The following is a 9,558-nucleotide window of genomic DNA, read 5'->3' as shown; positions in this document are numbered from 1 at the left end:
CGGGGGCAAGGGAATCGCTGCTCGCTTGTTTCATGATCCCCGGTGGCGAAACTGGTTCGCGGCGGATGTTCGTTTGCTCGGTTTTTTCGGTCGTTGTGGCGGGGATGTCTGTTTGATGAAGGTTGTTCTGGGTTCTCGATCACCTCAGCGACGCGAACTGATGGGGTGGCTGGTGGATGAGCGGGATTTGCTCGCCGTACCACCGGAGTGCAGTGACGAGTTGTCGTTTCACGGTCTGGACCGCGACGATGCGATCGCCGATCAGCTTGGCGAGATCGTGCAGCAAAAGTTTGATGATGTTGCCGGGCAGGTCCGAAATCTGCCGCAGCCTGGGGGCCAGCAGGTGTGTATCGTTTGTGCGGACACGGTGGTCGTTGCTCAGTCGGGAGACGGGAAGGTCGTTCTGGGCCAGCCTGACGAGGTCGGCGGTGAGGATCAGTTGCGGCAGTGGATGGCCGACTATTTGTCCGGGCAGGCTCACGAAGTCTGGACGTGTTTTCAGGCCGGAGTGCCGGCGGAGTCGGATCGGATGCCGGTTCGCCGCGAGACTGTGAAAACGACTGTGTGGCTGGAAGAACTCACGCCACAGTTTGTCGACTGGTACATTTCCACCGGCGAATATCGCGGCAAGGCGGGAGGATATGCGATTCAGGGCCTGGCGTCCGTCTTTGTTCGGCAGGTTCAGGGAAGTCTGACGAATGTAATTGGCTTGCCGCTGATGGAACTTCACCGCGCGCTGACGACGTTCGGGATACCGCTGCGGAACGGCGCGGGAATATGGTTGCGGAAGGATGGGGACCGATGACGAGCGTTGCTGCGGCGCCGGCGGATGGTTCAATGACGATCGGTGGCCGCAGGCTGCCGAGCCGATTCTTTCTGGCTCCGCTGGCGGGCTATACTCACCTTGCGTTTCGCCGGATGCTGCGGCGGCTGGGCGGGCTCGGGCTGGCGACGACCGATTTGGTTCAGGCGAAGATGCTCGTCGGGGAAAATCGCAAGTCGCTGGAACTTGTCGCCACCACGGACGACGACCGGCCGCTTTCGGTTCAGATTTTCAGCGGCATTTCGGCGGACCTTGTCGCGGCGGCTCGCTGGCTGCGAGATCGCGATTACGAGGGCATTGACATCAACATGGGCTGCCCGATGGCCAAGGTCAATGGTTCCGGTGGCGGGGCGCGGCTGATGTGCAGCGCCGACGACGCGGCGGAAATGGTCGGGCGCGTTCTGGACGCGGTGGACGTCCCGTGACGGTCAAGATGCGACTTGGCGGCTGGGATGACGACCACGTGTCGGCCCCGGATCTGGCGGCGACATTTGAAGACCTGGGTGTCGCGGCGGTAACGGTTCACGGACGCACTCGGCAACAGGGGTTTCGGGGTTCCGTCAATCGAGCCGCGATCCGTGACGTGGTCAGCGCGACGACGGCGATGCCGGTGATCGCCAACGGCGATGTGCGAACCGTCGACGACGCGATTTCGATGATTGAAGAAACCGGTTGCGCGGCCGTCGCGATCGGTCGCGGGGCGATGCTGGATCCGTGGATCTTTCGAAAGCTGCAGCAGCATTCATGCGGGCAGGAACCCACCGATCCGACTGCCGACGAACAGGTCAGTTTTCTGGCGGAGCACTTTCGGCTGATGACGGAACAGCATGGCGAATATAGCTGTGTGCTGTTTCGGAAGTTCGCCGCGTGGTATGGGGCGGCTCTGGGAATTCCGGAATCGCTGGAAGACGAGTTGCGGCGAATTGCGTCGTTTTCGCACTTTAATTCGATCGTCCAGCAGATCCGGCTTCGGCATGGCGAACGAAGTACGTGGATTCCGACGGCGATGATCAAAGTCCCGAACGGGCCGGTGGAACGCTGGTAAAAAAAAGCCCGGCGAAGGGGATTCGCCGGGCGTTTCTGCTGGCTGTAGGTCACAAAAGGAAATTCTCTTCGACCCGCGACGCGGCGTCGACCGGATTGATCGGGCCAGGATTATTCGCCGCAATCAACAATCCGTGGACAGCCGCGGCTGATTCGGTTGGAGATTACTCCGGCAGGTTCGGTTCCAGCGTCCGCAGGCTGCCTCGACGACGGGCAAAGCGTTTTCCCCGCGTGTGAGCGAGACCTCGGGCGAGCTTCCGCAGAGCGTCGTTCACGGCTTCGTAAACGCTGCCGCTGCGAGTGGCGGCCACAACGGTTCCCCGCCCGGTTACGTGTGCGGAGATTCGGCAGTCGATTTCGTCGCCGGCTCTGCGATGCTGCGGCGCAAGCGATACCGTCATGCCGTCAATACGATCCAGCGTATGCGACAACACATCTTCGATCGCGCTTTTGACGAAGGCGATGCGTTTTGCTGAACGTTCCTGAACACCAGTACGAACCTCCAGTTTCATGGCCGACCTTTCTGCGAGTGACGTGACGTTCGAACCGAACCGATGCGGTGGACCGTTGTTGAATCCGCCGACCGGTTTCCTGACGTATTTTCTCGCTGAACGATCTGTCCGTGCACAACGGATTTCAGAAAACGCCGGCGCCGGTTTTTTTTGCGACAATGTTTTCAGATTCCTGTTGCCGCGCGGCGTTTTGTTGTTTTGCTGCGGAAAACAGTGACGATCGGCGTACTCCGTCACGCGGACGCTGCGGGATCCCGAGGATGTTCCTGCAGCTGCGACATGTATTCCGGCGGGATTTCGATCGAACGGAGCGGCTTGCCGGGTTCGACGATGCAGCAAACGGTTTTCATGGAACCGGTCGCCACGTGCCGTTCGCCGACGAAGAAGTCGACGTCGTAGGTCACCGACTTCAATCCGATTCGCTGCACGGTCAGCCGGGCGGTGACAATGTCTTCGTAATACGCCGGGGCCAGAAATCGGCACTGCGCGGAAACTCGCGGCCAGCCCAGTGTCGAACCGTCATGCTGATGGTTCACAATTGTCAGTCCGAGCGACCGGAAGAATTCGTGCTCCGCCTGTTCCATCCAGCGGTAGAAGTTGGAGAAGTGGACGATGCCCGCCATGTCGGTTTCACAGAATTCAACGCGGCGAGTGGTTTCGAATGACGAAGCCATGAGTGGGAAAGCTTTCGAGGTCGTGTCTCAGTGGATCGCCGGACGCGGAAGGAGATGTCCGGAACGTCGCCGCAGGGTACAGGAACGCGGCAGGCGACGCCGCCAAATGATCGTGGAAGCCCGCTGCGGCGGGTGCGATGCGACCGGTGCTGCGAAACCGGTGCAGCGTAGTCTGTTTCGGTCATGCTCGACGTGCGGTGTAGGTGTCGTCGAACTCTGGCGGCGCTGAGTGCACTGTGTTCGCGGCAGGGCGTTTCATGGCGATCGTGGCAGGCTGCTGTTCATGTGCCGCGCGAAGTGCCGCGATCACGCGTTCCATCTGCAGACTGCGGCTGCCTTTCACCAGAACAACGTCGCCGGGACTAAGTTGCACGTCCAGAATCGCCAGCAGCGTGGAGACGTCTTCAAACACGGAAATCCCGCCGGGGCGGCCACCGGATTCCAGAAATCCTTCCGCGGTGTCGGTGGCGTGACTGCCGAACACCAGCACATGGTCGATCGACGCCTGAGCCAGCCGGGCTCCGACGCTGAAATGGAATTCTTCGGCCTGATCGCCAAGTTCCAGCATGTCGCCGAGCACCAGCAGCCTGCGCGCGGAAGTCGACCAGTGCTGCAGCAAATCGGCGGCTGCGGCAACGGATGCCGGACTGGCGTTGTAGGTATCATCGATGACGGTCCACGAACCGACTTCCAGGACGCAGCATCGACCCGATTCGGGAACGTAACGCGACAGTCCCAGGTTGATCTGCTGCGATGACAGGCCCAGTTCCCGACCCACGGCAATCGCGGCCAGCAGCGACGTCAGGTGATGTCGTCCCGAAGCAGGCACGGCGAAGGTTTCCGAACCAACGGTTACGGACAGCTTCGAGTTTTCGACGTGCACGGATTCCGCGCGAACGCTCGCGTCGGCGGATTCACCGAACAGTACGACATTCGCTTTGGTCAGGTCGGCCATTTGCCGGACCAGCGGATCGTCGGCGTTCAGAATTGCAGTTCCGTCGGCGGTCAGCGCTCTGACGAGCTCGGACTTGGTTTGCTGCACGCTTTTCAGGGAACCGAATCCGTCAAGATGTGCGGGTGTGATTCGGGTCACGACGGCGAAGTCCGGTCGGGCGATCCCTGCGAGTTCGGAGATTTCGCCGGAACCGGCCGCCGCCATTTCGATAACCGCGAATTCGTCACCCGCCGACAACTGCAGCAGGCTGAGAGGAACGCCCAGTTCGTTGTTGAAGTTCCGGGGGCTCTGAACACCTCGGAATGCGGCTTCCAGCACAGCAAAGATCATCCGCCGCGTGGTCGTCTTGCCGACGCTGCCGGTGATTCCCAGCACCAGAGCTTCCGAGTACCGTCGATTTCTCACAGCGAGCTGCGCGAGTGCGGCGGTGGCACAGGGGACAAGTACGGTCGCCGGTCCGCTGCCGTCCGCCGAAGTGATGGATTCGGAAAACCGGCCGTCCAGGACGACCACGACGGCTCCACGGGCGACCGCGTCATCCGCAAAGTTCATCCCGTGAACCTGATTGCCCTGCAGCGCGAAGAATGCGCTGCCGGGACCGGCCAGGCGGCTGTCGATAACGACGTTTCGAACGACATCGTCCGGATTCGCACTGCCGGTCGCGAGTCCTCCGGTCACCTGGCACAGTTGTTCAACGGTTAGCGGAAACATGGTGCTGCTTTCACGCTGACCGGGTCACCGAATACACGGGCTGAATCTGCGTCAGCGGCCCACTGACGATGACTTCGTGCAACTGGCGCCGGGCAACAACGCGATCGTCAAACGGTACGGTTCGGTCGCCGATGGTCTGCGTGGATTCGTGACCCTTGCCGGCGATCAGAACAACATCACCGGGTTCGGCTTTTCGGAACGCGTTCAGGATGGCTCGTTCACGATCCACTTCGCATTCGAACGGGCAGCCCGGCGGAAATCCCCGAATGACGTCTTCGATAATCCGTCCGGGGTCTTCGGATCGCGGGTTGTCGGAAGTCACGACGACGGAATCGGCAGCGGACGCGGCGGCGGCCATCAGCGGGCGCTTACTGCGATCGCGTTCCCCGCCGGCTCCAAAGACGCAGATTAGTCGGCCGGGCGTAAACTGGCGGATCGCGTTCAGGCAGTGTGCCAGTGCATCGGGAGTGTGAGCGTAGTCGACCAGCACTTGAAACGACTGGCCTTCGTCGATGCGTTCCAGCCGGCCGGGAATTGACACCATGCGTTCCAGTCCGGCAATGATCTGCGGAAGATGGATTCCCAGTTGTTCGGCCAGTCCGGCGGCGAACAGTGCGTTCATGACATTGTGACGACCGATCAGCTTCAGCCGGACATCGGCGTCGCCCTGAGCCAGATGGAGTCGAATTCGCTGCGAACGATGCGTGGTGCTCAGCACTTCGGCTCGCAGTTCGGCGTCCGGCGACATTCCCAGGGAAATGACGGGGTTGCTGAAGGAGTTTTCCTGAAGCAACTGCCGGCAGCCGGTGTCGTCGGTGTTCAGCAGCAGCGGAGCGTCGCCGTGCAGCAGCGTGCCGATTTGTGCCTTTGCGCTGCGATAGTTTTCCGCCGTGTGATGGTAGTCAAAATGGTCCTGAGTGATGTTGGTGATCGCCGCGGCGGACAACTGCAGGCCGCTGCATCGCTTCTGGTGCAGCGCATGACTGCTGACCTCCATCACGCAGTGGTTGCTGCCGTGGCGAACCATGTCGCTCATCATCCCGGCCAGGACGTCGGCCGTCGGCGTCGTCATGGATGCCGCGGAACTGTTCAGGCCGTCGCTGAATTCGACTGTGCCCAGCAGACCGCAGCGGCAGTTTGACTGTTCCAGAATTGACCGCAGCAGAAATGCGGTGGTGGTTTTTCCGTTCGTGCCGGTGATTCCCGCGGTCTTGACCGAACGCTGGGGATTTCCGGCCAGGGCCATGCAAAGGCGTGCATAGGCCACGGGCACATCGTCGACGACGCACTGGGGCAGCCGCAGTCCCGACACCGGCCGTCTGACAATGGCCGCAGTGGCTCCCGCGGCAACGGCCTGTCGAATATAGCTGTGCCCGTCTGTCCGGGTTCCGGGCAGCGCGACAAAAACATCGCCAGGAACAACCCGGCGGCTGTCGCAGGAAACACCGGCGACGACCACATCAGCACAGCCGACAAAGCTGGCTGCCGGAAACAACCGCTGTAGGCTGATCGCGTTCGCATTCATCCTGAGTCATCCATGACAACGACCGAAGCTCAAGCATCGTGCTCAATTGATCGCAGCAGGACATTCTGCCGGGAACGGAAAATGGCGTCAACAGCGGCTTGGACACCGTCAGGCGACCCGGCGACCCGGCGACCGGCGGCGGCCATTGGAGCCCGCAGGTTCCCTTTCTGGAGGATGCGGTGAGGATGCGAAAACGCGCGGGAACCGGCGGGGTATGCGGATTCGCCGGGAACTACCATACCTGCCACCAGGCTTTTTTCTTTTGCCGGCGGGCGTCCGGCGTCAGCTGCCGGGGTTCTTCGTCGCCGGATGTCAGGACGACGGCTTCCGGCAGCAGCACGCAGCTCAGATCGCCCTGGACGCCTCCGGTGGTGTCGGTGGCAATGATCTGTTTGCCGAAGTAGACCTCGGCGATCGGCACATGGCCGATCACCAGCGTGACCGGACAGCCGGCCGGCACGGGGCCGTTGATAAACGACTTGCTGAACAGCCAGGGCGGGTGAGCCAGAGTAAAGTCACGCTCGCGCAGGATCTGCACCTGAATATCAAACGACATCGCCGGGTCCAGTCCGGCGTGAACGAACAGCAGATGCGGATGTTCGACTCGCCACGGCAGATTCGCCAGAAGTTCCGCATGACGTTCGGGCAGCGCTTCGCGCAGGGCGCGCAGATCTCCGTGAGGAACGCCGTACGAATCAAACGTGGTTTCCGAATCGTAGGCCGGCAGCCAGCGACTCGGCCAGTCGATGAAGTCCGGAGTCGAGATCAGTCCCAGCGACCCGGCCATGGCCAGTTCATGGTTGCCGCAGATGCAGGTGACCCTGCCGTGGCGTTCGGTCAGTTCGAAGAAGATGTCGATGGCGGCTTTGGAATCCGGCCCGCGATCCACCAGGTCACCGATGAACACAATCCAGCGGTTGTGAATATCGGGGACTCGCGACAGCTTATCGATCACACGGCGCAGCTTATCGACCTGACCGTGAACATCGCCGATGACCGCGACCGGGCCATCAATTCGGGTGGGAACCTGCAACATCGATGTGTTCTTACAGTTGGTGACATTCACCGGGTTGCAGCACCACCGGTCTGGCCGCCGTCCGGCTGCGGACGGAAGCCGACCAGGATTCGCTGTCCTGTTCGATCGGCGGCCATGTATTGAAGTGACAGGGAATGGCCACTTTCGGGTTCAGGAAACCGATCGCCCTCAGACTGTCGGCCGGCCCCATCGTAAAGTTGTCTCCGATCGGGAGAATAGCGACTTCCAGGTTTTCTTCGCCGATCAACTGCATATCGGCGAACAAACCGGTATCACCGGCATGATAGATGTTGCCGTCCGGCAGCATCAGAACGAACCCTGCCGGATTGCCGCCGTTGCTGCCGTCGGGCAGCATGGAACTGTGGTGGGCGATCGTCATCAGCACGGTGCCGAAGTCGAATTCATGCCGGCCGCCGATGTTCATCGCGTGAGTATTCTGCACACCCTGATTCTGCAGCCACTGGATGATTTCGAAGTTGGAAACCACCGTCGCGCCGGTTCGTCGGGCGATCGACGCGGCGTCGGCGATATGGTCGAAATGTCCGTGTGTCACGATGATCACGTCAGCGGCGACGTCAGCGGCGGTCCGGTCGGTCGACGGGTTTTCGTCGAAGAATGGATCGATCAGAATCGTCGTGCTGCCGGTCAGGATTTCGAAAGTGGAATGACCGATGTACCGGATCTGAGTCGTCATTCAACTGCTCGCCAGAATTGCATTCATGTTCTTCTTGTAGGCTTCCACGCCGGGCTGGCCATAGGGATTGGTCCCGACCAGTCGGCCTTCGACAACGGTTGCCAGCATCAGCATCTGGAAGATCTGCCCGATGGTGTGTTCATTGATTTCCGGCAGCCGAATATCGGCCGTCGGTCGCTGGTCATCGGCGTAGGCCTGATTGGTTCCGTCAATGGCCGCCTGCAGAATTCTGGTCAGCGGAAAACCAGAGAACCGATTCAGTTGATCGAAGTCGTCCTGGCGATTTGGAACAGTCAGCGTCGGCGTGCGGGGTTCACCCGGCAGCAGGTTGGTGATTAGCTTGTCCCGGCGGCCTTCCTGGTGCTGCTGGCCGCGGCTGTGCAGATCGCGAGTATTGACGACGGTAATCGGCGTGGCTCCGCGTTCGTGTTTACCGAGGCTTTCGGACAGCAACTGATCGTACCACAGACCGACCGCTTCCAGCCTGCTGCCCCAGGTGGACAGAATCCGCTGCGTCATTCCATGATCGGTTTCAAAGGCGTGACAGACAGCCGTGTAGTCCAGCACAGCGTTGCTTCCGTACGGTGCCGTTCGGAAATGATCCGTCATGTCTGCGGCTCCCTTCAGCAGCGCGCGAATGTCCAGACCGGCGACTGCTGCGGGCAGCAGACCCACCGCCGTCAGAACGGAAAACCGTCCGCCGATGCCGTCGGGGATGGAAAACGCGTCCTCGAATCCCGCCGCGTTGTGAAGGTCTCGCAGTCGGCCCGAATCGCCGGTAACGGGAACGATCAGGCGCTTCGCGTCGTCACCGAACTGAGCTTCCGCGAACGCTCGAAATGTCCGGAACGAAACAGCGGTCTCCAGCGTGCCTCCCGACTTGCTGATCACGATAATCGACGTGCGTCCGTCGGCGGCCGACTTGTCAGGCGCTGATTCTGCCCGGTCGGTCAGCAGTTCCAGCAACGCTCGCTGGTTGTCCGTGTCGACGTTCCAGCCTTCGAAGTAGATTCGGGGAATGCCGTTGCGCCGGTCGCGGCTTTGCTCGTTGTGGAACGGACTGTGGATCGCCTCGAACATCGCTCGCATGCCCATGTACGAGCCGCCGATTCCCAGCACCACGGCGGAATCCGACGCTTCTCGCAGCCGAGCACCGCAGGTTTCGATCCGGGCGACCAGGCTGTTCGCGCCGTTGCGGTCCAGGTCCGAAAGCAGTTCTTCCGGCCACTGAATGAACCCTGCGTCCAGCGGCTGCTTTGCGGCAGGAACCGGGCCGCCGCTTTGCCAGAGTTCCACGTCGTTCAGAGTTTCATCGCGAGCGGCTTCGATGTCAGACTGCAGCGCGGCCAGTCGGCCCTTCGCCAGCAACGAAACCGCCGCAGACGGGTCATAGGACAACAGGGACGTTTTCATCACGGACTCCGGTGAAGACTCATCACATCGACTCCGCGCAGGTTCTAACGGAATTCCGCGAGTCGTTTAAGGGACCGGCCGCTGTCGGAATGCCGGGCAACATCGCGTTCCCCGTTTCAGAGAAGTCGCCAGCGTTCGCTGTCCAGACGCGATTCGTCCTGGGTTTTCGCG

At 61.2% G+C, this 9,558-nt stretch carries 10 protein-coding genes; 3 read left to right on the top strand and 7 right to left on the bottom strand.

What is annotated here, in order from left to right; genetic code table 11:
• The 3 genes from R3C19_23920 to R3C19_23910 all read left to right on the top strand — a co-directional run.
• A partial coding sequence (locus R3C19_23920) for a Maf family protein (GenBank protein ID MEZ6063406.1) occupies positions 1-805 on the top strand: 805 nt, incomplete at its 5' end.
• Positions 802-1,248 (top strand): tRNA-dihydrouridine synthase family protein, encoded by a 447-nt coding sequence (locus tag R3C19_23915; protein MEZ6063405.1) that lies wholly within the window; start codon positions 802-804, stop codon positions 1,246-1,248. The genes R3C19_23920 and R3C19_23915, both read left to right, overlap by 4 nt.
• On the top strand, positions 1,245-1,868 hold the full coding sequence (locus R3C19_23910) for a tRNA-dihydrouridine synthase (GenBank protein MEZ6063404.1): 624 nt from the start codon (positions 1,245-1,247) through the stop codon (positions 1,866-1,868). The genes R3C19_23915 and R3C19_23910 overlap by 4 nt, the downstream gene beginning before the upstream one ends.
• Before the next feature lie 163 nt (positions 1,869-2,031).
• Here R3C19_23910 and R3C19_23905 read toward each other — a convergent pair whose 3' ends face one another.
• The 7 genes from R3C19_23905 to R3C19_23875 all read right to left on the bottom strand — a co-directional run bounded on the left by R3C19_23905 (position 2,032) and on the right by R3C19_23875 (position 9,387).
• A complete protein-coding gene (locus R3C19_23905) occupies positions 2,032-2,379 on the bottom strand; it encodes a hypothetical protein (protein ID MEZ6063403.1) in 348 nt (115 codons plus the stop codon).
• Between the two features lie 233 nt (positions 2,380-2,612).
• A complete protein-coding gene (locus tag R3C19_23900; protein MEZ6063402.1) occupies positions 2,613-3,053 on the bottom strand; it encodes a thioesterase family protein in 441 nt (146 codons plus the stop codon).
• Between the two features lie 181 nt (positions 3,054-3,234).
• A complete protein-coding gene (murF, locus tag R3C19_23895; GenBank protein MEZ6063401.1) occupies positions 3,235-4,719 on the bottom strand; it encodes a UDP-N-acetylmuramoyl-tripeptide--D-alanyl-D-alanine ligase in 1,485 nt (494 codons plus the stop codon).
• A gap of 10 nt (positions 4,720-4,729) precedes the next feature.
• Complete coding sequence (locus R3C19_23890) at positions 4,730-6,244, bottom strand: UDP-N-acetylmuramoyl-L-alanyl-D-glutamate--2,6-diaminopimelate ligase (protein ID MEZ6063400.1); 1,515 nt, start codon at positions 6,242-6,244, stop codon at positions 4,730-4,732.
• Between the two features lie 232 nt (positions 6,245-6,476).
• Positions 6,477-7,280 carry a metallophosphoesterase gene (locus R3C19_23885; protein MEZ6063399.1) on the bottom strand — a complete coding sequence of 268 codons (804 nt, stop codon included), beginning with the start codon at positions 7,278-7,280 and terminating at the stop codon, positions 6,477-6,479.
• Between the two features lie 10 nt (positions 7,281-7,290).
• A complete protein-coding gene (locus R3C19_23880; protein MEZ6063398.1) occupies positions 7,291-7,974 on the bottom strand; it encodes a metal-dependent hydrolase in 684 nt (227 codons plus the stop codon).
• On the bottom strand, positions 7,975-9,387 hold the full coding sequence (locus R3C19_23875; GenBank protein MEZ6063397.1) for a glucose-6-phosphate isomerase: 1,413 nt from the start codon (positions 9,385-9,387) through the stop codon (positions 7,975-7,977). It lies immediately after the preceding gene.
• Positions 9,388-9,558 lie beyond the last annotated feature (171 nt).

This window comes from Planctomycetaceae bacterium, assembly GCA_041398785.1.
Classification (GTDB): Bacteria; Planctomycetota; Planctomycetia; order Planctomycetales; family Planctomycetaceae; genus JAWKUA01.
The sequence above is the reverse complement of the archived record's forward strand: the minus strand, read 5'-3'. Positions and strand labels throughout refer to the sequence as shown.